The 26,073-nt window shown below is 55.0% G+C and carries 22 protein-coding genes and 1 other RNA gene; 18 read left to right on the top strand and 5 right to left on the bottom strand.

The features are described from left to right. Positions 1 to 81: 81 nt before the first annotated feature. Positions 82 to 2,664 (bottom strand): type I DNA topoisomerase, encoded by a 2,583-nt coding sequence (locus DMG62_12660; protein ID PYY22573.1) that lies wholly within the window; start codon positions 2,662 to 2,664, stop codon positions 82 to 84. Between the two features lie 65 nt (positions 2,665 to 2,729). Next, the gene (gene dprA, locus DMG62_12655; GenBank protein ID PYY22572.1) at positions 2,730 to 3,902 is read right to left on the bottom strand and encodes a DNA-protecting protein DprA; all 1,173 of its coding nucleotides are present in this window, start codon (positions 3,900 to 3,902) and stop codon (positions 2,730 to 2,732) included. A 233-nt stretch (positions 3,903 to 4,135) separates the two neighbouring features. Here dprA and DMG62_12650 point away from each other — a divergent pair, with 233 nt between their 5' ends. Together DMG62_12650 and DMG62_12645 are read left to right on the top strand one after the other, a co-directional pair. Next, a complete protein-coding gene (locus DMG62_12650) occupies positions 4,136 to 4,990 on the top strand; it encodes a hypothetical protein (GenBank protein PYY22571.1) in 855 nt (284 codons plus the stop codon). Positions 4,991 to 5,007: 17 nt separating this feature from the next. After that, positions 5,008 to 5,649, top strand: a complete 642-nt coding sequence (locus tag DMG62_12645) for a membrane-associated protein (GenBank protein PYY22570.1) — start codon at positions 5,008 to 5,010, stop codon at positions 5,647 to 5,649. A gap of 14 nt (positions 5,650 to 5,663) precedes the next feature. On the opposite strand, the gene DMG62_12640 is transcribed toward DMG62_12645, so the two are convergent. Further along, positions 5,664 to 6,665, bottom strand: a complete 1,002-nt coding sequence (locus tag DMG62_12640) for a 3-oxoacyl-ACP synthase (GenBank protein PYY22569.1) — start codon at positions 6,663 to 6,665, stop codon at positions 5,664 to 5,666. A 66-nt stretch (positions 6,666 to 6,731) separates the two neighbouring features. Beyond that, positions 6,732 to 6,829, bottom strand: an RNA gene (ffs, locus tag DMG62_12635) — signal recognition particle sRNA small type. Positions 6,830 to 7,022: 193 nt separating this feature from the next. Here ffs and DMG62_12630 point away from each other — a divergent pair. The 14 genes from DMG62_12630 (at position 7,023) to DMG62_12565 (ending at position 23,694) form a co-directional block, all read left to right on the top strand. Next, positions 7,023 to 9,209 (top strand): hypothetical protein, encoded by a 2,187-nt coding sequence (locus DMG62_12630; GenBank protein ID PYY22568.1) that lies wholly within the window; start codon positions 7,023 to 7,025, stop codon positions 9,207 to 9,209. Between the two features lie 49 nt (positions 9,210 to 9,258). Further along, on the top strand, positions 9,259 to 10,794 hold the full coding sequence (gene rimO, locus DMG62_12625; protein ID PYY22609.1) for a 30S ribosomal protein S12 methylthiotransferase RimO: 1,536 nt from the start codon (positions 9,259 to 9,261) through the stop codon (positions 10,792 to 10,794). A 2-nt stretch (positions 10,795 to 10,796) separates the two neighbouring features. Further along, on the top strand, positions 10,797 to 11,027 hold the full coding sequence (locus DMG62_12620) for a DNA gyrase inhibitor YacG (protein ID PYY22567.1): 231 nt from the start codon (positions 10,797 to 10,799) through the stop codon (positions 11,025 to 11,027). Then, positions 11,008 to 11,514, top strand: a complete 507-nt coding sequence (locus DMG62_12615; GenBank protein ID PYY22566.1) for a phosphatidylglycerophosphatase A — start codon at positions 11,008 to 11,010, stop codon at positions 11,512 to 11,514. Before DMG62_12620 ends, DMG62_12615 begins: the two co-directional genes overlap by 20 nt. 42 nt (positions 11,515 to 11,556) lie before the next feature. After that, on the top strand, positions 11,557 to 12,612 hold the full coding sequence (locus DMG62_12610; protein PYY22565.1) for a gluconolaconase: 1,056 nt from the start codon (positions 11,557 to 11,559) through the stop codon (positions 12,610 to 12,612). 35 nt (positions 12,613 to 12,647) lie between these two features. Beyond that, positions 12,648 to 13,889 carry a competence/damage-inducible protein A gene (locus DMG62_12605; protein ID PYY22608.1) on the top strand — a complete coding sequence of 414 codons (1,242 nt, stop codon included), beginning with the start codon at positions 12,648 to 12,650 and terminating at the stop codon, positions 13,887 to 13,889. A 1-nt stretch (position 13,890) separates the two neighbouring features. Continuing rightward, positions 13,891 to 14,436, top strand: coding sequence for an RNA 2',3'-cyclic phosphodiesterase (thpR, locus tag DMG62_12600; protein PYY22564.1), 546 nt, complete (start codon positions 13,891 to 13,893; stop codon positions 14,434 to 14,436). Between the two features lie 16 nt (positions 14,437 to 14,452). Beyond that, a complete protein-coding gene (gene plsY / locus DMG62_12595) occupies positions 14,453 to 15,082 on the top strand; it encodes an acyl-phosphate glycerol 3-phosphate acyltransferase (GenBank protein ID PYY22563.1) in 630 nt (209 codons plus the stop codon). Between the two features lie 37 nt (positions 15,083 to 15,119). Then, positions 15,120 to 16,115 (top strand): glycerol-3-phosphate dehydrogenase, encoded by a 996-nt coding sequence (locus tag DMG62_12590; protein PYY22562.1) that lies wholly within the window; start codon positions 15,120 to 15,122, stop codon positions 16,113 to 16,115. A 112-nt stretch (positions 16,116 to 16,227) separates the two neighbouring features. Next, on the top strand, positions 16,228 to 17,994 hold the full coding sequence (locus tag DMG62_12585; protein ID PYY22561.1) for a hypothetical protein: 1,767 nt from the start codon (positions 16,228 to 16,230) through the stop codon (positions 17,992 to 17,994). A gap of 131 nt (positions 17,995 to 18,125) precedes the next feature. Further along, positions 18,126 to 19,073: a daunorubicin ABC transporter ATP-binding protein gene (locus tag DMG62_12580; GenBank protein ID PYY22560.1), complete on the top strand. Its 948-nt coding sequence runs from the start codon at positions 18,126 to 18,128 to the stop codon at positions 19,071 to 19,073. A gap of 31 nt (positions 19,074 to 19,104) precedes the next feature. Further along, entirely contained in the window at positions 19,105 to 19,866 is a 762-nt protein-coding gene (locus DMG62_12575) for an ABC transporter permease (GenBank protein PYY22559.1), read from the top strand. A 78-nt stretch (positions 19,867 to 19,944) separates the two neighbouring features. Further along, complete coding sequence (locus DMG62_12570; GenBank protein ID PYY22558.1) at positions 19,945 to 22,110, top strand: acylase; 2,166 nt, start codon at positions 19,945 to 19,947, stop codon at positions 22,108 to 22,110. Between the two features lie 681 nt (positions 22,111 to 22,791). Then, positions 22,792 to 23,694: a hypothetical protein gene (locus DMG62_12565; protein PYY22557.1), complete on the top strand. Its 903-nt coding sequence runs from the start codon at positions 22,792 to 22,794 to the stop codon at positions 23,692 to 23,694. A gap of 302 nt (positions 23,695 to 23,996) precedes the next feature. Here the strand turns inward: DMG62_12565 and DMG62_12560 are convergent, their stop codons facing one another. Beyond that, positions 23,997 to 24,284, bottom strand: coding sequence for a hypothetical protein (locus tag DMG62_12560; protein ID PYY22556.1), 288 nt, complete (start codon positions 24,282 to 24,284; stop codon positions 23,997 to 23,999). On the opposite strand from DMG62_12560, the gene DMG62_12555 reads away from it, so the two are divergent. Then, entirely contained in the window at positions 24,283 to 25,332 is a 1,050-nt protein-coding gene (locus DMG62_12555; GenBank protein ID PYY22555.1) for a hypothetical protein, read from the top strand. The genes DMG62_12560 and DMG62_12555 overlap by 2 nt on opposite strands. Positions 25,333 to 25,784: 452 nt before the next feature. Next, positions 25,785 to 26,073 (top strand): hypothetical protein (locus DMG62_12550; GenBank protein PYY22554.1); only part of this gene is annotated, 289 nt, incomplete at its 3' end.

Genomic DNA, 26,073 nt, shown 5'->3' with positions numbered 1-26,073 from the left:
GAGTAAGAAAGTAAAGTACCTGCGAAATGAAAACCGCGAAGCATTGGCGACCTTAGTCGCTTAGAAAAACAGAAGTGCGCGTTACGCCACTGCCACAGGTTCCTTGGTGGCGACTTGCTTCGAGTAGTCGCACTTGACGATTGGGGCTTCGGTAGTCTCAGCCGCAGCCTCGCGTTTGGCCTTTGCCGGCTTCTTCTTGCGTTTCGGCTGAGGCTCTTCCTCCTCCGAGGCCGTGCGCTTGTTGTTCGGGCACACCAGGAAGGTACCTGCTTTCAAATTCTTCTCAAGCAGATATGGGCTGCCGCACTCCGGACATTCCTCGGCAACAGGTTTGTATGCGGAAGTGAACTCGCACTTTGGGTAATTCGAGCAGCCGTAGAAGATGTTGCCGCGACGCCGGGCCTTCTTTTCCACCAACTCGCCGTCCTTGCGTCCTTCCGTCGCGCATAGCGGGCAGCTCACTCCGATGAAGTTCTGTTTCACGTACTTGCATTCAGGATATCCGCTGCAAGATACAAATTCGCCATAGCGGCCGTGACGCAGCACCATGTTGCGGCCGCATTTCGGACAAATCTCCTCCAGCGGAACGTCGGGAACCTTCTTGCCCTGATCGAGACGGCGCGTCGTCTTGCACTCTGGATATCCGGTGCAAGCCATGAACTGACCGAAACGGCCTCGCTTCAGGACCATCGTGCGTCCACAATTCTCGCAGTATTCCTCCTGCGTAGTTTCCTGCAGGTCGGCATTTTCGAGATCGGGTAGATCGATGACGTTCTCTTTGGTGAACGTGCAGCTATTGGGATCTTCCTTGTCGTACGCGCTGCAGGCGAAGAATGAACCGAACTTGCCCCACTTCAGGACGAGTGGCGAGCCACAGCGCTCGCACTTCTCATCAGTGGGCTTCTCCATGCGCTTCACATTCTCCATGTGCTTCTGCGCATACTTCAGGTCCTTTTGGAAGCGTTTGTAGAACTCCGACATCGCGTCGGTCCACTTCTCTTTGCCCTCCTCAATTTCGTCGAGTTCCTCTTCGAGGCGAGCTGTGTAAGCCGGATCGAAGATCTCCGCAAAGTTCTTCACCAGCAAGTCGGTTACGACGAGACCGATTTCCGTTGGAATGAACTTGCCGCCGATCTTCTGCACGTACTGGCGCTCCTGTATGGTTCCCAGAATGGCGGCATATGTCGATGGACGACCGATGCCACGCTCTTCCAATTCCTTTACGAGCGAGGCTTCGTTGTAACGCGGCGGAGGTTCGGTGAAGTGCTGCTCCGGTTTCAAATCCTTCAGTGTGAGCTTCTGATCTGCTTCCAGCGGCGGCAGCTTGTGTTTCAGCGCCTCATCCTCTTCGTCCTTGACTTCCTTCGATTCTTCATAAACCTTGAGGAAGCCTTCAAACTTGAGCACAGAACCTGTCACGCGGAAGTTGTAAGTGCGATCCGCGACGGCGTCGATATCAACTGAGGTCTGGTCGAATACAGCGGGCATCATTTGTGAAGCGACAAAGCGCTGCCAAATGAGCTTGTAAACCTTGAATTCATCTTCCTGCAAATACTGTTTTACCAAGTCAGGGTGACGCAGTGCAGATGTCGGACGAATCGCTTCGTGCGCCTCTTGCGCGTCCTTCTTCGACTTGTAAATATTGGGCGACTCTGGAAGAAACTCTTTGCCAAAATTCGAGGCAACAAGTTCGCGCACTTCGTCGAGCGCATCTTGCGCAACACGCATCGAATCGGTACGCATGTAGGTAATCAGACCTACCGATCCTTCATCCCCCAGTTCCACACCTTCATACAGACGCTGAGCAAGCATCATCGCTCGTTTCACGCTGAAACGCAGCTTGCGCGAGGCGTCCTGCTGGAACTTGCTCGTCGTGAATGGTGCAGCCGCGCTGCGGCGGCGTTCCTTCTTCTCGACAGAACGCACGCTCCATTGCGCTTGGCGCACCGCATTTGTGATCTTCTCGGATACTTCCCCATTCGGAACTTCGGTCTTCTCGCCGCCAATTCCTGTAAAACGCGCATCAAAAGCCGGCGGCTTCACTGCCGAGAGATGCGCGTCGATTGTCCAGTATTCCTTCTTCTCAAACGCCTTGATCTCTCGTTCGCGTTCGACAATCAAACGCAGAGCGACAGTTTGCACACGACCGGCTGAGAGTCCACGGCGAACCTTGTCCCACAACAGCGGAGAAATCTGATAGCCAACAATGCGATCAAGAACGCGACGCGTCTGCTGCGCGTCAACCAGATTCCAGTCGATCTCTCGAGGATGATCAAACGCGGCCTTCACTGCCTTTGAAGTGATTTCGTTGAAGGTCACGCGATGAATGGGAATACCACCGCCGCGCTTCTTCTTGGGCTTTGCTTCTCCAAGTTCCTCGTATAAGTGCGCAGCAATAGCTTCGCCTTCCCGGTCCGGGTCAGCCGCGAGGTAAATGGCGGACGCACCCTTAGCCTTCTTTTTCAGATTCGTTAAGACCTTTTCTTTACCGGGAATGACGATGTACTCGGTTTCGAAGTCGTTATCGAAATCGACACCGATCTGACTCTTCGGCAGATCTTTAACATGGCCGAGCGAGGCTTCGACTTCGTAATCCTTGCCGAGATACTTATTGATCGTTTTCGCCTTGCCCGGCGACTCAACGATGACTAAAGCTTTGGACAATGTTCTTTCCTTAATGCAAAGTCTGTTGCGAAACTATCACAAGCCGAAAGATATCGGCCAACTGGTCAAAACGTCTTAACGTAATTCTTGCCTGGAAGCTGTTTGACTTTGCCTGCCAGTTCCAGCTCAAAGAGTGCTGAAAAGATTTCCGATGAGGAGATTTCTCCCTCCAGCTTTTCAATAATCACGTCGAGCTGGGTAACCTCGTCGGGCTTCAGCAGCGCGAAAATGCGCTTTTCGTGCGGCGACAGCTGCGAATCCGCGAATAGAGATGCTTCAGCCGGCTTCGGGGATTCAACCCGCCAATTTGCCTCGAGTTGCAGCTTGATGTCGACGGGGAGCTCTTCCCACACATCCTCCCACGTTGCCGTGAGCTTAGCCCCTTGTTTTATCAGCGTATTAGGTCCCCACGAGTTTCGATTTGTAACATTGCCCGGGACGGCGAAAATCTCCCTTCCCTGCTCCAGCGCACAACGAGCCGTGATGCGCGTTCCGCTGTACTCGCCAGCTTCGACTACCAGCACTCCCAGCGATAGGCCGCTGATAATTCGGTTCCGAATCGGGAAGTTCTGCGGGGCTGCAAACGTCCCCACCGAAAACTCAGTGACCAGTGCTCCTCCGGCAGCAATGATCGCCTCGGCAATTCGCCGGTTGTCGCGCGGATACGGCACGTCGATTCCAGTGCCCCAGACCGCAAGCGTTTTGCCTTTGCCGTTGAGCGCTCCGCGATGAGCGTGAGTGTCGACACCTCGCGCCATGCCGCTCACGATCACGAGCCCACGGGACGCAAGATCGTTCGATAACCGTTCGGCCATGCCCATGCCATACGGCGTAGGATGACGAGTTCCGACCACTCCCATGCTCGGCTCAGCCAGCAGCTCACCATTTCCACGCACATAGAGTGCCAAAGGCGGGTCGTAGATCTGCTTCAGCCGGGCGGGATAATGCTCGTCTTCAAACGAAATAATCTCCGCACCAACATCGCGCGCCTTCATAAATTCTTCTTCGGCTTGCGAGAAGGACTTCCCCAGCGCGATCGATTGCGCCGAGGCTGCGGGCAATCCCGCCGCCTCGAGTTCCGTGAGCGAGGCGCTAAATACGCGTTCTACACCACCAAATTGTTGAACAAGCCGATGTCCCCGAATGGGACCCATCGCAGGCGTAAGCGTCAGCGCAAGCCACTGCAGAGTGGCGACATCTGGCTGAATGGAACGAGAAACCGCTGCGGAATCAGTCATCGGAGCAAACTGGACGCGGACGATACAGGTAGGACTGTCAGAGTGTCAAGGAACTAAAGTGAATCGGGTGATCGGGCCATCGGGTGATTGGGTGAAGTTAAAGTCCGGTTATTTCGCAGTCGAATGATTCCTGCGATTTTTGGACTCACTAAATCGCGCAATGACGAAATCACAACTTCGCCTTTCACTTCACCCGATCAGCCGATCCTCTTTGCCTGTTACTATTTCCATGAATGTCTCGACTCCGAGTCTCTGCCATCAGTTATCTGAACACCGCTCCGCTGATGTGGGACTTCGAACAGGGCTCGCGATCTGCCGAGCTGCGCAAACAATTCCAGGTTGATTACACGATTCCCTCACGCTGCGCACAGCTGCTTGAGGAAGGCTCTGCTGATATCGGAATTATTCCCGTTGCTGCGTACACGACCATTCGCTCTTTGCGTGTTCTTCCGGATGCTGCTATTGCGAGCAAGGGTGCAGTCCGTTCGATTCTTCTCATAAGCCGGCAACGGTTCAGCGAAATCCGGAGCGTGGCTCTGGACTCATCATCGCGCACATCTGCAGCGCTGGTTCAGGTGCTTCTGCGAATGCAGAATCGGGATGTCACGTTCGCTTCCGCGGAGCCAGGACTGGATGCCATGTTGCAGAAGTACGACGCTGCATTGCTGATCGGAGACCCTGCTCTGCAGGTAGATCGGGCGCAATATCAAACTTGGGACCTGGCAGAAGAATGGTGGAACATGACTGGAAAACCTTTCGTCTTTGCGTTCTGGGCGGTGCGTGAAGATGCTGCGCCGGAGGAGGAACTCAGTCGAGTGGGAGAAGTCTTTCGCGAATCCCGTGACAAAGGGCTGAAGCATATCCCCGAAATCGCAGATCAGTGGTCACCCAAGCTCTCGATTTCCCAAAATGCTGTAAGCAGCTATCTAAGAGATAACATCTATTATTACCTCGATACCGAAAGCATATCGGGTATGAAACTGTTCTTCGAACTTGCAGCTTCTTACGGAGTACTTCCCTCCGCACCTGAGCTGCAGCTGGTTCCGGAACTCACATTCCGCAACTCGACTTCTGAAAACCGCGTCTAACCAGCTAGGTTACGCGCGTGTTCTCCGGGCTGATTATCGCGGGTGGAGTGTGGGCAAAACTGCGCGCGCTAGGACCAATCGGCGAAGTCCTGCTCGGTTTGGCGGATGCATCGGTTGTGCCCACTCCTGGAAGCCTTGATCTCCTGCTCATTCTCCTCGTCGGATCTTCCCCACATAACTGGTGGATCTATGTTCTGGCAGCGACGATCGGCTCCTCGCTCGGTGCTTACATCACTTATGGCATCGGAGTGAAAGGCGGAAAAGAGGGACTTGCGAAGCGCATTCCCGAAAGGAAAGTGAAGAATGTATATCGCTGGAGTGAGAAGTATGGAGTTGGGGCTGTAGCCGTTCCAGCCTTCCTACCACCACCGTTTCCGCTCTCACCATTTCTGCTGGCCGCTGGAGTGATGAAAGTTCCCAAAACGAAATTTCTCGGGGCATACGCCGGCGGAAGGCTTGTTCGTTACGGCGTTGTGGCGTGGCTAGGACGGAAATATGGGCAGTCGATTGTTCGGGCGATGCAGCTGTATTCGCGGCCGATCATTTGGACACTGATCGTTCTAGCCGTACTTGGGGGACTCGCAACGGCAGCTTACCTGTGGCGCCGGAAGCAAAAAGGATTGCCGATGCTGCATTCGGCAGAGAAGAAGGCAGCGTAAACAGCGGCGGCCGGCTAGTAAGCCCAACGCAAAAGCGTGGCTCCCACCGTGAATCCGGCTCCAACCGACGCGAGCAGCACAAGATCACCTTTTTTCAGCTTGCCTTCATCCAGAGCGCTTTGCATGGCCAGAGGAATAGTTCCGGCGGTGGTATTTCCATACTCACCGATATTGATGATGACGCGATCTGATGCCAAGCCCAGCCGTTCAGCCGTCGCCGTAATGATTCGTTTATTTGCCTGGTGAGGAATAAAGGCGACTACGTCGGTCCCCGTGAATCCATTTCGAGTAAGAATTTTTTCCGAGAATTCCGCCATCTTGCGGACGGCGTATTTGAAGACTGCACCACCATCCTGATGCACGAAATGCATCTTCTTATCTACGGTTTCATGCGTTGCTGGGTGCAAGCTGCCGCCGCCGGGCATGTTTAAGGAGCAAACACCGGATCCATCGACTTCGTGCATGAAGTCGATCAGTCCAAAATCTTCCCGATCGCTTGCGGGCTCGAGGAGCACTGCGCCAGCTCCGTCGCCGAAGATCACGCAGGTAGCGCGGTCGGTGTAATCGATAATCGCAGACATCACATCGGCGCCGATCACCAACACCTTCTTGTGTGATCCAGTTTGAATCAATTGCGCTCCGCACTGCAGCGCGTAAACAAATCCAGAACATGCGGCGGAGAGATCGAACCCCCAAGCGCCCGGCGCTCCCAGTTTGTATTGAACGAGGCAAGCCGTGGAAGGAAACAGCATGTCTGGCGTGACCGTACCAACGATAATTGCTTCGACTTCGGATGGAGCAACTCCCGCATTTCTAAGCGCTATCTGCGCAGCTTCGCAGGCGATATCTGAAGTAGCGACTCCTTTGTCCACCAGATGACGCTGGCGAATTCCGGTGCGCTCCTGGATCCACTGGTCGTTGGTCTCGACCATTTTTTCAAGGTCGGCGTTGGTGAGAAGTCGGGGAGGAACGTAGGTTCCGAGGGCACTGATTTTGGCCCGCTGAAGCTGTCTCAAACCATTCTCCAGGAGTGAGTTGGCCGTCGAAAGCAGCTCTGACGGTCGGCAAAACCTAAGCGAGCCAGATACCGGGGAGCCCACTGCACATGCACTGGCCCATTACCGTTGCTTCCTTCCGGACCTGGCGGGGTTCACGGGATTACATCGCGCGGGACCCGGCATCTGACATTCCGATATTAACATTCGCTTCCGCCAAGATTCCGCAGGTTCCAGGCACGACAGCAGCGCGCGGTGAAAATGAGCGAACAAGATTCAGAGCAGCTGGACGGGAGACTCCCCCAATTGAGCGGACATCAAGAACGACGTCCTTAAGGAACTACTTGCTCCTGAAATTTCCGGGGTAAACTGGGCTCAATGCCGATGTCTTCTGACGCGCCAAGTGTCGCGCGAAGCGCGCACCCCGTTATTCAACGATTCTTCGAAATTTCTCTGTACTTCCTTCTATTCACCGGCTTCGCGATCCTTGCTGGAACCGGCAGGCTCGATCTCTTATCGCTGATCCTCGGCGTCTCTGCACTGCTGGCAAAGGGTTATCTCCTGCTTCGGCACGTAAATGTCACTCTTCCCGAACGGTGGACTACCTACTTCACCCTCATTTATGTCTTTTTCTTTGCCGTCGACTACTTCCTGATCTCGCAGACATTCATCGGCTCATTGATCCACATGCTGCTGTTCGCCGCGATTGTGAAAGTTTTTTCCGTCCATCGCGAACGCGATTACGTGTATCTGGGAATGTTGTCATTTGGCATGGTTCTCGCGGCAGCTGTGCTCACGGTGGATTCTCTCTTCTTCGCGCTGTTCTGTGTATTTGTGCTGCTCGCAGTCATGACCTTTGTGAGCATGGAGATGCGACGATCCTGGATCGTTGCTGAACCATCCGCTCCGACGGAAACGCGGGAGCTGCGCGATCTGCGGCGATTACCAGGGTCCGTCGCGCGAGCGTGCATCGTCCTAGTGGTGAGCATCGTCGTTGGAACAATCGCCTTCTTCTTTCTGATTCCACGGAAGGCTTCTGCCGGATACCTCAGCGCGTTGAGCTCTCGCAGCGATCTCTCCACAGGGTTCAGCGAAGAGGTGAGACTCGGAGAAATTGGAGAGCTGCAGCAATCCAGCGTCGTGATGATGCATGTCAAATTTGCACCCGGCACCCGCGTTCCGAATGACCTACGGTGGCGTGGCGTGGCGCTCACAAAATTCGATGGCAAGCTATGGAGCAATCCGCGCGAGAACAGTATGCCCCAGGCGATGAATTCAAATTGGGCTCTGGGACTCACAGCATCGAACCCGCGACTCTTGGCCGGACACGGCGAGCACGTGCACTACAAGATTTCGCTGGAACCCTTCGGATCACGCGTCTTCTTCGTGCTTCCGGAAGCGCAATCGATCAATGGCAGGTATCGATCGATCAGCATCGACTCAACCGGCTCAATCTTCAATGCCGATAACTCACGCGGGATCAGCGACTACATGGTGACTTCGGAGCTCCCGCCGCCTATGCCGAAAAATCTGCGGCCAAATGGCCAGATAGGTTTGAGCGAGATGCTTTACATGACGCCTCCGGCGAATCTTGATCCTCGCATCAAAGACCTCGCCCAGCAGATTACAGCGAGCCACGAGACGCCGTTTCAGAAGGCATCGGACATCGAGCGTTATCTCGCGAGCCACTATGGCTACACACTGCAGCTGCCATCCATTTCCCCGATAGATCCGATAGCCAACTTTCTCTTCGAACGCCAAGTGGGGCACTGCGAGTACTTCGCGTCTTCGATGGCCGTGATGCTGCGGACGCTTGGAATTCCATCGCGGCTCGTCAACGGCTTCCGCGGTGGTGAGTACAACGACCTAACGGAAAGCTATATCGTGCGAGCCAAAGATGCGCATTCCTGGGTAGAGGCTTACTTTCCCGGCTATGGATGGTACACATTCGACCCAACTCCAAGCTCGTCCTCAGTCGACCATAGTTCCTGGAATCGCGTGTATCTCTACATGGATGCCATGCGCGAGTTCTGGCACGAGTGGGTCGTGAACTACGACACTGGACATCAAACCCTGCTGGGCTCGACGCTCGTACGTCAAAGCCGCATGCGCTTTGATTCCCTTCACGACGGCGCTCAGTCTTTCTATGAAGGTCTGTTGCGCCAGGCTAGGGCGGTGCGCAATCACTTCGAACAGCACCAGCGCATGTGGACACTGTGGCTCGGTGGTGGTCTCGCACTCTCCATGCTTTTGTTGCTGGGACCGAGAGGCTTTCGTGTGCTTCGGCGATTCAGAATCGCGAAGAAGCCGATGCTCGAGCCGCATACGGCAGCAACCATCTGGTACACGCGCGTGCTGAGACTCCTATCGAAGCGCGGTATTCGAAAGAATCCCGCGCAGACTTCCCATGAGTTCCTAAAGACCATTCGCCAGGAGACTATCCGCCAATCTGCAGCGCGCTTCACTGCGCACTATGAGCGCGCGAGGTTCGGCGATTCGCCTGAAGACGCTGAAAAGCTGCCGGAGCTGTACCGCGAAATGGAAGCCGCCTCGAAGGAGAAATGAATTGCCTGGTGGGGCCTGCCAGCCCGGAATGGTAAAATTGAAAGATTGCATGCCCGTAGAAGCTTGTCCTGAAATCTCTCCTGCTATTTCAGATAGCCCCAATTCGAGGCCTTCAAGAGCTATCAAGAAGGTAGGGTTCGTCAGCCTTGGCTGTCCGAAGAACTTGGTCGACAGCGAAGTCATGATGGGGCTTTTGAATCAGGCTGGAGCCAAGATCACCACTCGCGTCGATGAAGCCGACATCATCGTTGTGAATACGTGTTCGTTCATCGATTCGGCAAAGCAGGAATCCGTCGACACAATTCTTGAGATGGCACAGCATAAGGCTGCCGGAAGAGCGCAGAAGCTCATCGTGGCCGGCTGCCTCGTAGAACGCTACCGCTCGGAGATCCAGAAAAATATTCCAGACATTGATGCCGTCGTCGGCACTGGGGAACTCGAACACATCATCGCAGCGGCGGGCATTGCACCCGCACCGCTTGCTCCGACTCAAGCGGACTCACCGTTCAAGATTCTGATCGATCGAGCGCCAAGCGCAGTTAAGACACACTCGCGACCGGAAGGCAGAGCGCGCAAGGCCGATGGACGTTTTTCACGCGCTGATTGGGAGGGCGCAATCGCGGACCTGCCCAACTACTTATATAACGAGAACACTCCCCGGCTGCTTGCAACGGGAAAGACGTCTGCATACATGAAGATCGCGGAAGGCTGCGATCATCCGTGCAGCTTCTGCATCATTCCGCAGCTCCGAGGAATGTTCCGCTCAAGGCATTTCGAATCGGTCATCGCAGAGGCGCGACGTCTGGCGGCGAATGGGGTGAGAGAGCTGACTCTGATTGGTCAGGACACAACGTGCTACGGCGAAGATCTCGGCATCAAAGACGGTCTCGCTTTGCTGCTCGCCCGGCTTGCGGAAATCGATGAACTGCGTTGGATCCGCTTTCTCTACGCGTATCCCAACAAGATCACCGGCCGGCTGCTGGATACGATTGCGGCGCACGAAAAGATTTGCCCCTACATCGACGTTCCTCTGCAGCATGCATCCACGTCGGTGCTGAAACGGATGAAGCGTGGAGCCGGAGCTGACATTTTTCTTAAGAGTATAGAAAAGATGCGCCGGACAATTTCGAACCTCACGCTGCGCACTTCTTTCATTGTTGGCTTTCCGGGTGAAAGCGAATCCGAATTTGCGGAGCTGTGTGAGTTTGTCGGCGCAGCTGAATTCGATTGGATGGGAGTTTTCAGTTACTCCAACGAAGATGGCGCAGCGGCTTTCAAGCTAGGAGACAAAGTCCCTACTGCTGAAATCGAGCGCCGCCGAAAGAAATTGATGCGCATTCAGCAAGCCATTAGCAAGCGCAAGAAGAAGCAGCTCGTCGGAGGTGAATTCGATGTTCTTGTGGAAGGGCCCTCGGACGAGACAGATCTGCTTTGGGAAGGACGCACTCCCATGCACGCTCCTGAGATAGATGGCAAGGTCTTCATCAACGACTTCGGTTCTCACGAATCGCTCACTGTTGGGGAATTCTACCGTTGCGAGATTACCGAGGCGCACGAGTATGATCTTGTCGCGCGCATCCTATAGGTATGGTTCGCAAGAAAGCTCTCGGTCTTCGCTGCCCCACTTGCAAGACTATCGTCTTGCGCACTGACGAGTGTTTCCCCTTCTGCAGCGATCGTTGTCGGCTGATCGACCTCGGCAAATGGGCGAGTGGTGGCTACCGCATCAGCTCGCCTGTGCTCGATCCGGAGTTGCTCGAAGAAATCGATCAGCGTCCACAGTCCGAGCCGGATAAAAATGAGCACAAGCGCCACTAAGCCAGAATCGTCTACTCCGCATACGAATTGGGCTTGGCTGGTGGGAACTTTTTTGGGGGTCGGGCAACTTCGTCCAGGTCCCGGCACATGGGCGTCGGTAGTCACCGTGCTTCTCTGGTGGGGGTTGTCACGCACGATGTCGAGTCATCTCTTCGTCGTTGCAGTTGCCATAACTTGTGCCATCGTCGCGATCGGCATCCCTGCAAGCAGCGTGGTTGCGAGAGAGAGCGGAGTGAAAGATCCAGGATTTGTCGTGATCGATGAAGTGGCGGGACAGATGATTCCGCTCATCATCGCGCCGCTTCGTTGGAAATATCTTTTAGCGAGCCTTATACTTTTTCGTTGCTTCGATATTTTGAAACCGCCGCCGCTGCGCGCGCTCGAACGGCTGCCAGACGGTACGGGCATTATGCTCGACGATGTCGGTGCCGGTGGTTACGCGCTCTTGGTTTTGGCCGCCTTGATGAAGTTCTGGCCTGTGCTTTGAGGCGATGCCGTTGAAGCGAGCGATGAGCGGGGCTGTGCAAATATGGGAATCTCAGATCGCTTGCGGGGAAAGCAGAGCTTGAACGGCAAGCCGTATATCGCATCCGTCACTCCACAATTCGCTCTTCCCGGCGGCGAAGTACGCATCTCAGGCAGTGGCCTGCGTCCTCAAGAGATGCGCCGTCCCATAGTACGTTTCGGCGATGAGCCAGGCGGTGTGGTGATCTCGTCGGACGATTTCGTAGTTGCGAGAGTTCCCGAAGGCGCCAACTCCGGTCCTGTCGTCGTAATACCCGATGAGGCTACGAGCAACGGCTTCGATCTGAAGGTAGCCGTGCCTATCGCGGAGAATCTTCACCCGGTCACCAATCCCGCCATCGATCACGAAGGAAGTCTCTTCGTCACCTTCTCCGGATCTCGCGGACAAAAAGTACCCGTTTCTATCTACAAGATCGACACCAGCTATCACGTAAAACCATTTCTCGCTGAGTTGATGAATGCCCACGGCGTCGCTTTCGATCGAGAGGGACAGATGTACGTCTCGTCGCGGCAGAACGGTACTGTCTATCGTGTGGCTCCAAATGGAACTATGTCGGCCTACGCCGAAGGAATGGGAGTTGCGACCGGCATCGCGTTTGATCGCGAACAGAACCTGTATGTTGGCGATCGAAGTGGCACGATCTTCAAGATTGCTCGCGACCGTCAGACCTTCGTCTTTGCCACTCTCGAGCCCAGCGTCTCGGCTTATCACTTAGCCTTCGGACCCGATCAGAGTCTTTATGTGACCGGCCCGACTACTTCGAGCTATGACGCCATCTATCGCATCGATCCGCACGGCGACGGCTCGCTCTTTTTCCGCGGGCTTGGTCGTCCTCAGGGGATGGCATTTGATGCCAGCGGGAATCTGTACGTAGCTGCGTCATTCACTGGAAAGCGTGGCATCGTGCGCATAACGCCAGATAAGCAGGCCACACTCTGCGTCTCCGGTCAGAATCTTGTTGGGCTATGCTTCGCCCCAGGCCGCGCGGCGGTACTCGCCACTACATCGGCTGTATTTCACCTGTCGTGGAACATCCAGGGGCTTCCGCTCTTGCCCTGATCAGGAAGCCAAACTCTGAAAGCTATACTGCAAACGTGAACGCCGAGATTATCGCCATCGGCTCGGAGCTGCTGACCCCATTCCGCCAAGACACGAATTCTCTATTTCTGACCGAGAGACTCAACGAACTCGGAGTGCAAGTTCGATTCAAGACGGTTGTTGGTGATTCACGCTCCGACTTGGTTTCGGTGGCACGCATCGCTATCGTTCGTGCCGAGATCGTGATCTTCATGGGCGGACTCGGCCCCACGGAAGACGATCTCACCCGAGAGTCAGTTGCTGAGGCATTGGGGATCGAACTGCACCGCGATCCGGAAATTATCACTGAACTCTACAAGCGCTTCGCAGAACGTCGCATGCAGATGCCCGATAACAACTCTCGTCAGGCGGACGTTCTCGATGGCGCTGTTCTCTTGCGTAATCTCAACGGAACAGCGCCGGCGCAATGGTTGCAGACGAACTGGGAGGGCGATCGTCGCTACGTCATGCTCCTCCCCGGGCCGCCGCACGAGCTGAAGCCATTGTTCGATGCTCAATGTTTCCCGAGGCTGAAGGAGGTTCTCCCACCGCAATTCATTGCGAAACGTCTCCTGCGTATCGCAATGGGTGAATCGGCATGCGACGCTCGCATCGCTCCTATTTACACGAGGGTTCCGGATGTGCAAACGACAATCCTCGCGCACGGCGGTGAAGTTCAAGTCCATCTTCAAAGCCGCGCAGATATGCAGGCGGAAGCCGATCATCGAGTGGAAGAACTGGCCGACAGGATCGAGGAAGAATTAGACGATTGTGTGATCTCCAGCAGTGGCGAACCGATCGAAAAGATTGTTGGTTATTTCCTGCAGATGCGTGGCGCGACGCTTGCCGTCGCGGAGTCGTGTACCGGCGGCATGATGGCGGAACGCATCACGTCTGTCCCCGGCAGCTCGCGTTACTTTCTTGGCGGCGCCGTGGTGTATTCAAACGAATTGAAGACCAAGCTCGCAGGAGTTCCATCAAAGTTAATCGCGGAGCACGGAGCCGTAAGCCGCGAGGTAGCGATCGCCTTGGCACAAGGAATAAGAGAGCGCACGAAAGCCACCTTCGGAGTGGGAATCACGGGAATCGCCGGTCCCACGGGCGCCACTCCGGAAAAGCCTGTTGGGCTGGTATACGTCGCAATTTCAGACGGCAATGAGCACGAAGTTGTAGAACGCCGAATGCCCGGAGATCGCGAACGCATCCGCCTTTGGGCAAGCTTCACCGGACTCGATCTTGTGCGGCGAAAGCTGCTTTGAAATGCGTTTGTTTGTTGCCATCGAGGTCTCTCCAGAAATTCGCAATCGCATTTCGGAGTTCGTCAATCAAGCTAAGCATCGCTTGGCTAACGCGCGTTGGGTCCGTCCAGAAGGACTGCACGTTACCCTGAAGTTTCTCGGTAATGTAGCTGATGAGCGACGCGTCTCCATCGAGAGTGCTCTGCAGAAGGTCAAGGCTCGGCAGTTTGAGCTTTCCGTGAGGAATATCGGGTTTTTTCCCAATCCGAAATCGCCACGTGTTCTCTGGGTCGGGCTTCATTCTGGCCCGGAGCTTGCAAGTTTAGCTGAAGGTACTGATGAAGCATTAACTTTGCTAGGATTCGAACGCGAGAAGCGCGCCTTCACTCCTCACGTGACGCTTGCGCGTTTCATGGAGAGGAGCCGGACACGAAACGTCAATACGGTGTTACCAGATCTGAACCCGAGCTTCGGTACAATGACCGCAAAGGAATTCCATCTGTATGAAAGCAAGCTGTCGCCGAAAGGCGCTTCATACAGCAAGATTGCCAGTTTTCCGCTGCACTAATCTCTGCTGAAGCCGCATGCATATCGCCGTCTATTTCGGTTTAGCGTTCGTTGCGTACGTGTTGGGTTCAATCCCTTTCGGATTGATTCTTGTTCGGGTGCTGCTCGGCAAAGACGTCCGGCTCACCGGGAGCGGGAACATTGGCGCCACTAACGTTGCGCGTTCCGGAGGGGCAAAGCTCGGCGTCGCGACATTGCTCCTCGATGCGCTGAAAGGTTATTTCGCCGTACTCCTTGCATCACTCGTGAGCCTACGGGTCGCGGGAATCGATCTTGGACTAGCCGCGTCGCTCGCGGCTTTGTGTGCAATTCTCGGACACGTCTTTCCTGCCTGGCTGCGATTTCGCGGTGGCAAGGGGGTTGCAACTGCCGTAGGAGCCTTCGTCGGATTGGCGCCCCGAGCCATTCTCGTGGTGTTCGCCGTCTTTCTCGTGACCGTTTTGATCTCCAGGTACGTTTCGCTCGGCTCCATTATCGCCAGCGCGGTATTCCCTCTGCTCGCGTTTTTTCTTTATCGTAACCAGTCTTCGCCGGCAGGCCTTGCCGTGATGTTAGGCGCTTCCCTACTGATCATTCTCAAGCACAAGGCCAACATAAGACGTCTACTTGATGGGACCGAAAACCGCCTGCAGTTCCACAAGAGCTAATGCGACGATCCATTCCTGTACCGGCACGGAGTAGCGCTTGAGCCGCATCGCAGTGATCGGAGCGGGAGCGTGGGGCACCGCACTCTCGATCGTGCTCGCGCGAGGCGGCCGGCATCAGATCCAACTTTGGGCCTATGAGCCCGAAGTTCGCGAGTCCATTGAGAAGAAGAGAAGCAACACGCTATTTCTTCCAGGCTGTCAAATCCCCGGAGCGGTACACGTAACAAACTCTCTCGCGGACGCTCTCAGCAGGGCAGAAATACTTCTCACCGTGATGCCATCACATCACGCCCGATGCCTTTATGAGCAAATCAAGGCCCTGCAACCAACCGCGAAGATCGTGGTAAGCGCAACCAAGGGGATCGAGAACGGCACCTACAAGCGAATGACTGAAATCGCAACGCATGCAGCCGGAATAAAGGGGGTGGCCGCGCTAAGCGGGCCTACATTTGCGAAAGAAGTCGCGCGAGGAGATCCAACGGCGCTCACTGTTGCCTCGACTGATGCAAGTGTTTCGGCCCTGGTTCAGCGAGAATTTAGCGATCCGATGTTCCGCATCTACACCTCCGATGATGTCCCCGGGGTGGAACTTGGCGGCTCGCTGAAGAACGTAATCGCAATCGCCGCCGGAGTTGTCGAAGGCCTTAATTTCGGCCACAACACCGCCGCAGCGCTGATAACACGCGGTCTGGCAGAGATCACGCGCCTCGCTGTAGCCTGCGGCGCTCGCCGGGAAACCCTCTCCGGACTCGCCGGCATGGGAGATCTTGTATTGACCTGCACCGGAGGACTGTCGCGCAATCGTACTGTCGGCGTTGAGTTGGGACGCGGCCGCAAGCTGCGGGACATCATGGCCGGCATGCACGGAATGGTCGCGGAAGGAGTGCTTACTACCGATGCTGCACTCGGATTGGCGTCCCGCTACGGCATCGAGATGCCTATCACCGAGCAGATACATGCCCTGCTGCACGAAGAGAAATCGCCGAAAGACGCAATCCGGGAACTCATGAGTCGGCCCGGCAAAGAAGAATGACACCTCACATCTACCTTGGCCCGAAGTAATCAGTAAAACGCCTGAGAACGTAGTTAGACATCCGGAGTTTCTAGATAATCAAGGTAGAATTCCGTCCAATTTCCGAAAGTCCATGCGCCTACCCAACCGTATACCGCTGCTCTACCTGATTTCTGGTGTCCTGATCCTCGTAGGCGTCGTGCCGCTGTACTTTTATGGCACTCAAGTTGTCGCGATCAATCGTGAACGACTCAAGATCAACGAGCAGCTACTGCAGAATACGGTTACAAAGTCACTCAGCGACGATGTGGAACATCGTCAAGTCACGCTGCAGAGCTCTCTCGGAAATCTCTCTGCGGCTGTGTTGGTCACCAGCGGCGGGAATCTTACTGCGGACCATGTCAACACTCCTGAACTGCGAGCGCTTGTCGAAAGATTTACCTCTTCGTCCGATATCCTCGATTACGCCACGCTTCTAAACGATGAAGGGAAAGGTGTTTCGGCAGGACGCATCGCTCCCGACGCATTTGTGCAGCGCGAACTCGAGCATGCCTTCATGGCAGCTCGAGAGGGCCGCGTCTACAACGGGCAAGCGCTCACAGTGGGATCCGGCAAGGATCAACGCACAACAATGCTGGTCAGCTCGCCCGTCGTCAGCAACGACCATTTCCTGGGAATGATCGGAGTAGTGGTTGATCTGCAATATCTGATCAATAGCCTCAGGGATGCCAGTAAGGGAGGGCTGGAAACATTCGTAGTTGACCACCAGGGACGACTGGTTGCAGGCGCCGACAGCCACTATGCAACCGGCCAGGAAATGACCACCAATCTGCTGGTGAGAACTTTCGTTGATCAGGGCGCGCACGCGCGACTGGTTGCCACTAGCGAATTCGCAATGATGCGGGGCAAACACATTGTCGACATGCTTGGGACATTCAGCCCGGTTCCGTCGCTGCAGTGGGCAGTCATTGCTCAGAAGACACAGGCTGATGCATATCAAAGCGTATTCGAGATGCAGCATCAGGCAAGACTGTTTGCATCACTAGCAATTTTGCTAAGTGTTGGATTCGGAATCTTTGCTGCGCGGCAACTCGCTATCCCTCTCCAGACCCTCACCGAATCCAGCCGCGCCATTGCCCGAGGAGACTTCTCACGACGTGTCCAGTTGAAGAGCCGCACAGAAATCGGCGAGCTCGCCGACACGTTCAACACCATGACTTCTGATCTGGAACGGTTCGTGCTTGACCTGAAGCGCGCCGCCGAACAAAATCGGACGCTCTTTATGAGTTCTATTCAGATGCTTGCGGGCGCGGTTGACGAAAAGGATCCGTACACACGCGGTCACTCCGACCGCGTGACTCGCTACTCAGTGCTGATTGCAAAGGAACTCGGGCTGCCCGAGGAGGAAATCGAAAAGATCCGCATCTCAGCTCAGTTACACGATGTCGGCAAGATAGGAATCGAGGACCGAATCCTCAAGAAGCCCGGAGCCCTCACCCCCGATGAATACGAAATCATGAAGACGCACACGACGAAAGGCGCCGCGATCCTTCGGCCGGTCGAGATGCTGAAGGAAATGATTCCCGGAATTGAACTGCATCACGAATCGTTGGATGGTCGAGGCTATCCTCATGGTCTCAAGGGCGACGAAATTCCGCTCACGCCCCGCATCATCATGGTTGCCGATTGCTTCGATGCAATGACCACCAATCGTCCTTACCAGGCCGCCATGGACCCGGAATACGTCGTGCGCATTATCAACTCGCTGGTGAATACAAAATTTGATCCTCGCGTTGTAGCCGCACTCACAACAGTATTCGAACGAGGAGACTTCCGTCTTCGTCGCGTCGCGGCTGTGACCCCGCAAGTGCAGACAGCGGTTGCTGGCGAGAGCGTCTAGTTGCCGAGCAGTTCCTCCAGGGAAGCTGTGCTCTAGTCGGTTCTCGTCGCAGAGTTCGAAATCGCGTCTCGATCTGTTATCTCATCTCGTCGATTGAAGGCTTTACAATTGAGCGAGTCTGGCAAAGCGTCGTGACCACTGCACCCATCGTCAGCATCGAAAAGCTTTACAAGACATATACGGGCAAAGTACCGATCGAAGCTGTTAAGAGCATCGATCTAAGCGTCGCGACCGGAGAACTCTTCGGGCTGCTTGGACCAAACGGAGCCGGTAAATCAACCACAATCAGCGTCTGCACCACGCGTTCGCTTCCTACTTCAGGAAAGGTTCAGGTTGCCGCCATCGACGTCATAGCTCATCCCGCTGAAGCGCGTCGTTACATGGGCGTGGTGCCGCAATACAACACCCTCGACCGGCAGTGCACAATCTGGGAGAACATCTACTTCCATTGCCGATATTTCGGCTTCGGCAGCTCGCAAGCGTCCAAACGCACCAGCGAGTTGCTGGAGATGTTCAAGCTCAGTGAACGCGGCAAGTCATTTGTACGGGAGCTCTCAGGTGGCCTCGCGCAACGCGTGCAAATCGCCCGCGCCATCGCTCACAATCCCACAATCCTGTTTCTTGATGAGCCCAGCGCCGGCCTCGACCCGCAATCACGTCTCGCGCTGTGGGACAACATTCGGACGCTTCGGCAACAAGGGATCACCATCCTGCTTACAACGCACTATATGGAAGAAGCCGATGAGCTCTGCGACCGAGTCGCTATCATCGATCATGGAAAGATCCTGGTTTGCGATACTCCCGAAGAACTAAAGCGCGGCGTTGGAGCGCAGAAAATTTTTGAGCTGCATCTGCGTCAGGCCGATGGCTCTGCCCTCGCGGCTCGCTTGCAGCAACTACGGGAAGTGGCCTCGGTCGAAAGCTTCTCCGAAGGCCTTCGCGTATTTACCACAGGCAGTGACGGAATTTTGCCCCGCATCGTGGAGATTGCTGGAAATAATCTCCGCGACATCTCGGTAAACGAAACCTCATTGGAGACGGTCTTTATCAAGCTCACGGGGAGGGACCTGCGTGAATAGTTCTGCCCTGCGATGGCGGGCGTTCTGGGGTATGTTGCTGCGCGACCTGAGCGTGCTCCGCCGAGAGTTCATTGCCTTCCTGATTCGCACAGTGATGAACCCGCTGATGTTTGTGTTCGTCTTCACGTATTTGTTCCCCAAAATGGGACAAGGATTCCAAAGCCCTGGTGGAGTTGGCTTTGGCACAGTAATCCTTCCTGGATTAATCGCGGTCGGCATCTTCTTTCAGGGAATCATGGCCACAGCGCTGCCGTTATCGGTTGAGATCGGAGCTACGCGCGAAATTCACGACCGGGTAATGTCACCTTTGCCCGTCCAAATGGTCGCGGTTGAAAAAATCGTGTTCAGCGCGATCCAGAGCATTTTCGCCGCCATTGTGATCTTTCCGCTGGTCTACTTCATTCCGGCCAAACAAGTTCACGTGCACGTTGCTAACTGGGCAACTTTAATAGTAGTCGTGCTGCTGGCTAGTCTCGTCTCAGGCGCAGTCGGTCTGACAATCGGCGTCTCCGTGAAACCGCAGCAGATCGGACTGATCTTCGGCATTATCGTGGTTCCCGTAACGTTTCTAGGCTGCGTCTATTACCCCTGGGGGCTGCTTGCGCACGTACGCTGGCTGCAAATCGTGGTTCTGCTCAATCCCCTCGTCTACATGAGCGAGGGCCTGCGAACCGCATTGACGCCTTCCCTGCCCCATATGCCAGTTTGGGCCAGTCTCTTAGCGCTGACGGTTTCCCTTGCGCTCCTCACATCGATTGGCATGAAAGGATTTCTAGCCAGAATATTGAGCTAGAGATCCGTCTGAGATTTGTCTACCCGCCTCACTGTGATATTGAATGGACGTTTGTCGATTCGTGGAGCCTCAAGCCTAATGAAGAAAATTCTCTTCGTCCTCCTCATAGCATCATCCTGTCTTGCCACTGCAGCACCGGAAAAAAATGAGCTTGCGCGCTGGGAACGACGGGCACGCAACGTGACCATCGTGAGAGACGATTGGGGAATCGCGCACGTCTTCGGAAAAACCGATGCCGATACCGTGTTTGGAGCGATGTATGCGCAGGCCGAGGACGACTTCAATCGCGTTGAGACTAACTACATCAATGCCATAGGACGGCTCGCGGAAGCAGAAGGTGAGTCAAAGATATACCAGGACCTGCGCATGAAGCTCTTTATCGATCCGGATGCGATGAAGTCGCAATACACATCGAGTCCCGAGTGGCTGAAGAGCCTCATGGGAGCGTTCGCCGACGGACTGAATTACTACCTCTTTAAGCATGCGGAAGTTAAACCGAGAGTCATCGAGCGATTTGAGCCATGGATGGCGCTCACCTTCACCGAAGGAAGCATCGGTGGCGACATAGAGCGGGTGAACCTTAAGCAGCTTGAGGCGTTCTACGGTAAGACCCAAGTGAGTGACGCATTCTTGCCCGACAACGCCGAACCCGCGGAACCGACAGGATCAAACGGAATGGCGATTGCGCCTTCGAACACTCTCAGCCATCACGCTCTGCTGCTGATCAATCCGCACACCTCGTTTTTTTTCCGGTCCGAACTGCAGATGGTGAGCGACGAAGGACTGAATGCCTACGGCGCCGCAACCTGGGGTCAATTCTTCATCTATCAGGGATTCAACGAGCACACTGGCTGGATGCATACTTCGAGTGGCGTTGACGCCATCGACGAGTACCTGGAGACCGTGGAAAAAAAGGGGGATCGGCTCTACTACAAATATGGGAATGAAGAGCGACCTGTCGTGGTAACCGAAATCGCCGTGCCCTATAAAACCGACCACGGTCTAGCCACCAGGAAGTTCACCATTTATCGCACTCACCACGGGCCAATCATCGGCGAGATCGGTGGAAAGTGGATCAGTATCAGGTTGCTGCAGGAACCAGTAAAGCAGCTGATCCAGTCTTATACCCGCACAAAGACGAAGGACTATCAGTCTTTTCGGAGGACGATGGAACTTCAGGCGAACTCGTCGAACAACACCATCTTCGCCGATTCCGCTGGCGACATCGCATATTTCCACGGCAACTTCATCCCAAAACGGGATACCGGCTTCGACTGGACCAAGCCGGTGGACGGAAGCAATCCTGCAACCGAATGGCATGGAGTTCTTTCCCTTGATGAAACGCCGCATCTGCTGAACCCAAAAAGCGGCTGGCTGTATAACTGCAACAATTGGCCATGGTCCGCTGCCGGCCCCAGCAGCCCAAAACGAGAAGACTATCCTGCATACGTGGAAACCGGCGGTGAATCAGCCCGTGGACTGCACGCCATCCGGGTGTTACAGGGAACCAGGGACTTCACTCTCGATTCCCTCATAGCCGCGGCATACGACAGCTATCTGACCTGGTTTGAGAAGCCGATTCCAGCCTTGGTTAAAGCTTGGGAGAATGCGGCTGACGACAATCCCTTGAAAGCCAGATTGGCAGATGAAATCGAAGTTCTGCGCAAGTGGGACCTTCGCTGGTCGAGCTCATCTGTTGCTACATCGTTGGCTGTCTTCTGGGGCGAGGATGTCCAAAGACGATTAGACATTGACGCGCGAAAGACGGGCTTGACTGCCGATACGGTCAGCGCCGCAGCGCCGCAGCAGCTCCTGGAATCATTCGCTGCGGCATCCGACAGACTCGCGACTGAGTTCGGAAGCTGGAAGACTCCCTGGAGCGAGATCAACCGATACCAGCGGCTTAATGGTGACATTGTTCAGCGTTTCGCTGATTCGCAACCTAGCATTCCCGTCGGCTTCACCTCTTCGCGCTGGGGATCGCTGGCGTCCTTCGCAGCACGCGCTTATCCGGGAACAAAGAGGTGGTACGGCACCAGCGGCAACAGCTTTGTTGCAGTTGTGGAATTTGGAGACCGCGTACGCGCCAAAGCGGTCACTGCCGGCGGTGAGAGCGGCCATCCCTCGTCGCCTCATTTCAACGATGAGGCAACGCGCTACAGCACCGGGAACCTGCGCGAAGTCTACTTTTACCGCTCACAATTGGCCGGTCATACCGAGCGCGAATACCACCCGGGGACTTAATTCCTGAGAGGATTGAGCATTGGGTCGACCATCGACCCAAAATTACCATCTTGATACGATTAGCCGAGCTGGCTTGGACCGGTTTTTCTGACCATCAGCACTCGCAATCTGATCTCAGGCTTCCAGGCCATTAGAAATTTCTCACCTCAGTGGAAAGCCTGCCGCATCCGCGGCCACCAATTTACAAGAATTTGATTCTAAAAGCCTTGTAGAGCGCTAATCGCTCGATTTCACAACCCTTTCGAGGGTTCATCTGCGTCATCTGCCGAAATGGAATTGTCAACGAAAAATGCTATAGCTCTGAGCCCGGGAGGCCATGTTCTTCAGACTCGTTGCATGAAGCTCTGGAGGAAAAACCTGTTGGGAATCTCGCATCGGGGTTGATATTGTCGGCAAGTAGGTAACCTCCAGTGCATGTGTGCGGGTTACCTGCTTGTTGTTTGGAGGAAAACATTATGAAGAAGTTTCGCTTGTTACTTGCAACTCTCACTTTAGGAGTAGTGGTCGCCACTGCCGGAGTTTCGCAAAACCGACCAGGCAACGCTGGCGGCGACCCGGTGCCGATCTGCCCGCCGGATGGTTGCTTGGTCAACTAGCGCCTTCCAGGGGCACTACGCGAGCCCTTACTTTCTGCTTGAAGATAGGCCGGGCAAGGGAATATCCTCCTCGCAAGCTTGGACAATGCCCGGCCTAACACTTCAAGCAACGTTGATTTGGCTGTCCTGCCCGATTCTCCAGCTGTTTTGCGTCTATTTGCTGTATCGACGTAAGTTGTTGAAGCAGTTTGCATTCTTTGCTTCCTACCTCATCCTTCTGACCCTGCTCAACGTGGTTCGCTTTGTCTGCTATCGCAAGTTTGGATTCTCTTCGTGGCCGTACTTTTCGGTGTACTGGGTAGGCACGGCACTGGCGAACATGGCTGCCCTCGCAGTTCTCTACGAGATTTTCTGCGCCGCATTCACGCCCTTCGCGGGACTTCAGGATTTGGCAAAGATCGTCTTCAAATGGGCTGCTGGGTCTGTCTTCTTCATCGGCTTTCTGGTCTTCATCAGCAACCCAGCTTCTTCAGTTGGAGCCCCACACCGTTGGTTAGCGACCGGTGTCCACGACTTCGAGCGCATTGTCGGCGTGATGGAATGCGCCCTACTGATCTTTCTGTTCATCGGCTCTCAGCATCTAGGCGTTTCCATGCGCAATCGGGTATTTGGGTTCGCCCTGGGATTCGGGTTCGATGCATTTTGCACAATCGTTGTCTACAGCGCATTAGCCGCCTCGCACATCAGCAAGTTCCCACTCTGGTCACAATTCCTGCCGATGGCTTACTACTCGTCGCTGCTGATCTGGGTCGGATATCTGCTGAAGCCTGAGCCCTCACGCGAATCGATTCAAATTCCCATCACCTCGCCTCTGTTACGTTGGAACGAAGTAGCCCTGCAGATGGGACACAGCGGCGGAAAGGTTGCGCTTCTCAATCAGGAACCCTTCATGCCCCAGGTTGAGCGGATGGTGGAGAAAGTGTTGCAAAAACAAGTCGTCGAGCGCCGTCGCTCTCGCTATCAGGCTGCTCACGGATCTGAGTCTTAGGCAATAATCCTTTGAGTGCAGATGCCTGCCGGCTAGTGAAATAAGGACGGCCCAACCTCGCGCCATCTCGTGGCGCACTCGCTTCTCCGACATCACACGACTTCTAACCAAGCGCCGGCAGCTTACGCGAGCTGCAATCCAAACACTCCACGACCCCTCCTGCTGAGAGCAACGGACTGAGTTTCAAACTGGCCGAATTCACTGGTGTTCGCGGAACAGCGAATTTATCAGCGAATTTAACAGCGAATTTTTTTACAAAAGGGTGGCGAGCAACGGACAACTCCGCGTAACCCGCTGCCGCGTCAAGGGATTACGGAAATTCGCAGTTTTTCCCCGCCCCCAAGAACAGTGAATAACAGTGAATAAGCAGTGAATTCTGAAATTCGCATCCGTTGCTCGCGCCAGCGTCCAATGACTGCGACGAGCACTCTGCCCGAGCCGCCTGAGTTCCAAAATGAAATTTTCGTTGACTGGTAATCTTGACCCGTGGTAGCACCGAACCAGGTTCGGTGTTGAAAGATCATTGCTCCGGACACGACAATCCGGAGCGCGTAACTCCTGCAAACCGCGCCCGCCTTCGCCGTGATCATGCACAAGACTTCGTCTGGCGCGCCTTCAACCGCGGATGTAAGCCAAAGGCACCCGACGGAGTACCCGGCAATCAGCAATCAGCGGCGGGCAAGAGGCTGCCGCAAACATCCGAGCAATTATTTTTTTTGGGCAGGAGCACTGGAAGCATCTAACCCGATTGTGAGAACTGAGAACCAAGATTTGCAAACTCCCAAGACACGCGTGCTATTCGTTGATGACGAAAGAGCGATCCGGATGACCCTTCCCGCGATCCTGGAACAGCAGGGGTTCGACGTAACGGTGGCGGCATCGGTGCCGGAAGCGCTGGAGCTCATCAGCCATCGCGAGTTCGACGTGCTGCTCACCGATCTGAACATCGGCAGCCCGGCCGATGGATTCATATTGGTCAGCGCCATGCGCCGAATTCAGCCGAGCGCCGCCACATTCATTCTGACCGGATATCCGGATTTCCAAACGGCGCTCGAAGCTATCCGCAAGCAGGTGGACGATTACTTCACCAAGCCTGCCGACATTCCCACGCTGATCGCTACGCTCAAGGAGAAAGCCCGCCATCCGCGCGTTTGCGGCCAGGCGCCTTGCAAGCAGGCATGGCATGTAGTCCTCGAAAACTCCAACGAAATTATTCAGCGCTGGCTTGAGGAGGTCGAAGCAGACCCAAGGCTCTCCGCAGTTCCGATCAGCAAGGAAGAACGCATTGATCGTTTGCCGCTGCTGTTGAATGACCTCGCCAATGCCCTTGAAGCCGGGGAAACGCATGTCGCAGCCGAATCCCTGAGCGCCGCAGCAGTGCATGGCGCCGATCGCGCGCGGCAGCGCTATACCATACCGCTTCTGGTAACCGAGACGCGCATCCTGAACCGGGTGATTGGCGCCGTCTTGCAGGAAAACCTGCTGGTCATGAATCTGAGCACGCTCATACCCGAGACGCTGAAGATCGGCGAATACCTGCAGGCGCTTCTGGAAGAATCCATCCGCGCCTTCCAAGCCACGGACGTCGCACCCCAGCACACAAAGTCAACGCGGAGAATCAGACAAAAAATCGCATAGGAGCACGAAACTCGCTCGCCGGGTTTCACCACGCTCGAATCCCACCTCGCGAACAGCGCGCGAGGATGGGCCACCCTTTACATGGAAGTCTGAAGCAAAACCCAAAACGGGAAGGCTGGTTACCCGTCTCCTGGTGCACCGTGGTGGTAAGACATGACAGTAGGTCAGGCGGCGCGGCAGCCAAGGCTCTGCCAGACTCGATTACGATGAACGAACCTGATTCCAGCTTTGCTGGCGAGTAACGGGCAACACGGAACTTACTCTCCGTTCAATCGCAACTTCCGGGTAGCCGACTATCCACCAAGGAAACGATCAAAAGCAGTTTGTCGTGAGTGTAATGGCGATTTAACAACAACTATGGCAGAACGAATCGTTAGCATGCCTTCTTTCGCATAAAATATGCCGAACAAAAGGTAGCGGTGCCTAGAGCGGATGCTCAAGGAGTGAAGCTCATGTCGATGCGATCCGTGCCCCTGCTCCTCATTGTTTGGACTTTATGGATTAGTCTGGCGGGCTGTGTTTCTCGTGGATACGCAGAATGTGCGATCTATACGATCACTGTGAAGGGACGAGTTGAGCGAGCCGCACGTGGTTCGAGAGTTCGCGTGCAGCTTCATTATCCGAAGGCAAAGTCAGGCGAGTCAGGCGAAACGACAATTGAGGACGGAACGTTCGCCATTGCAATTCAATTTCTGACACAGAGCCGGAGGCCGATTCTGAGTAATCTACCTGCGAAATGTG

It is taken from the genome of Acidobacteriota bacterium, from assembly GCA_003225175.1.
Lineage (GTDB): Bacteria > Acidobacteriota > Terriglobia > Terriglobales > Acidobacteriaceae > Gp1-AA112.
The sequence above is the reverse complement of the archived record's forward strand: the minus strand, read 5'-3'. Positions and strand labels throughout refer to the sequence as shown.

Coding starts and splice junctions, on each gene's coding strand:
- rimO (PYY22609.1), top strand. CDS start 9,259: ATGCCCGTAGAAGCTTGTCCTGAAATCTCTCCTGCTATTTCAGATAGC.
- plsY (PYY22563.1), top strand. CDS start 14,453: ATGCATATCGCCGTCTATTTCGGTTTAGCGTTCGTTGCGTACGTGTTG.
- DMG62_12615 (PYY22566.1), top strand. CDS start 11,008: ATGAGCACAAGCGCCACTAAGCCAGAATCGTCTACTCCGCATACGAAT.
- DMG62_12570 (PYY22558.1), top strand. CDS start 19,945: ATGAAGAAAATTCTCTTCGTCCTCCTCATAGCATCATCCTGTCTTGCC.
- DMG62_12620 (PYY22567.1), top strand. CDS start 10,797: ATGGTTCGCAAGAAAGCTCTCGGTCTTCGCTGCCCCACTTGCAAGACT.
- DMG62_12610 (PYY22565.1), top strand. CDS start 11,557: ATGGGAATCTCAGATCGCTTGCGGGGAAAGCAGAGCTTGAACGGCAAG.
- DMG62_12560 (PYY22556.1), bottom strand. CDS start 24,284: ATGATCACGGCGAAGGCGGGCGCGGTTTGCAGGAGTTACGCGCTCCGG.
- dprA (PYY22572.1), bottom strand. CDS start 3,902: ATGACTGATTCCGCAGCGGTTTCTCGTTCCATTCAGCCAGATGTCGCC.
- thpR (PYY22564.1), top strand. CDS start 13,891: ATGCGTTTGTTTGTTGCCATCGAGGTCTCTCCAGAAATTCGCAATCGC.
- DMG62_12575 (PYY22559.1), top strand. CDS start 19,105: ATGTTGCTGCGCGACCTGAGCGTGCTCCGCCGAGAGTTCATTGCCTTC.
- DMG62_12565 (PYY22557.1), top strand. CDS start 22,792: ATGCCCGGCCTAACACTTCAAGCAACGTTGATTTGGCTGTCCTGCCCG.
- DMG62_12650 (PYY22571.1), top strand. CDS start 4,136: ATGTCTCGACTCCGAGTCTCTGCCATCAGTTATCTGAACACCGCTCCG.
- DMG62_12555 (PYY22555.1), top strand. CDS start 24,283: ATGCACAAGACTTCGTCTGGCGCGCCTTCAACCGCGGATGTAAGCCAA.
- DMG62_12585 (PYY22561.1), top strand. CDS start 16,228: ATGCGCCTACCCAACCGTATACCGCTGCTCTACCTGATTTCTGGTGTC.
- DMG62_12630 (PYY22568.1), top strand. CDS start 7,023: ATGCCGATGTCTTCTGACGCGCCAAGTGTCGCGCGAAGCGCGCACCCC.